The organism is Tsukamurella conjunctivitidis (genome assembly GCF_007858475.1).
Classification (GTDB): domain Bacteria; phylum Actinomycetota; class Actinomycetes; order Mycobacteriales; family Mycobacteriaceae; genus Tsukamurella; species Tsukamurella conjunctivitidis.
On the sequence record NZ_VIGX01000098.1, the window covers coordinates 1 to 696 of the forward strand.

Genomic DNA, 696 nt, shown 5'->3' on the forward strand with positions numbered 1-696 from the left:
GATCAGCGAGCATCTGTGTAGGATGAAATTCATCTGTTAAACCATTATAGACCGGCACCCCGGCACAGGCTGCTAACTCATTTTCTAAAACATCTTGACTAAATCCACGATATAAAATTGCATCGTACATCTCCCCTAATACCCGTGCAGTATCTTTCATCGACTCTTTGGTACCAATTTGAGTCCCTTCACTTCCAAGGTAACTCGTCATTGCACCCTGATCTGCCGCTGCAACTTCAGATGCACAGCGTGTACGAGTAGAGGATTTTTCAAAGATAAGCGCAATATTCTTACCTGTTAATCGTCGCTGCTCCATTCCCGCCCGCTTCGCCCTTTTTAGCTCTTCAGCAAGCCCTACAAGATAGAGAATCTCCTCTTTAGAAAAATCGAGTAGTTTTAAAAAATGTCTTTGACGTAAATTAGGTTGCATGCGCATCTCCTCTTCGCAGTATAATAATATTATATCAATTCTAAATATGACTCTCCTGTGAGTCTATTTCATCATAACAAGGATGGCTAAGCCTTCCTACATATTTAAGAGGTCTGATCATATGTCTATGCGCTTACTACTTATTTTTATTCTATCTTTTTTTACCCTCTTCGCTCATGCAGAACCTCTTCCAGCTAAACTACACCTCAACTTTGTCGGCCCCTTCCAAGTACCCGCCTCAATGACCTTCACTCACAGCAATAAAG

At 41.7% G+C, this 696-nt stretch carries 2 protein-coding genes; one reads left to right on the forward strand and one right to left on the reverse strand.

The window, feature by feature from the left end:
- Nucleotides 1–436: Rossmann-fold NAD(P)-binding domain-containing protein (locus tag FK530_RS27540; RefSeq protein WP_500487541.1), on the reverse strand; the 436-nt coding region annotated here is incomplete at its 3' end.
- A gap of 76 nt (nucleotides 437–512) precedes the next feature.
- Here FK530_RS27540 and FK530_RS27545 point away from each other — a divergent pair.
- A partial coding sequence (locus FK530_RS27545; protein WP_205124255.1) for a hypothetical protein occupies nucleotides 513–696 on the forward strand: 184 nt, incomplete at its 3' end.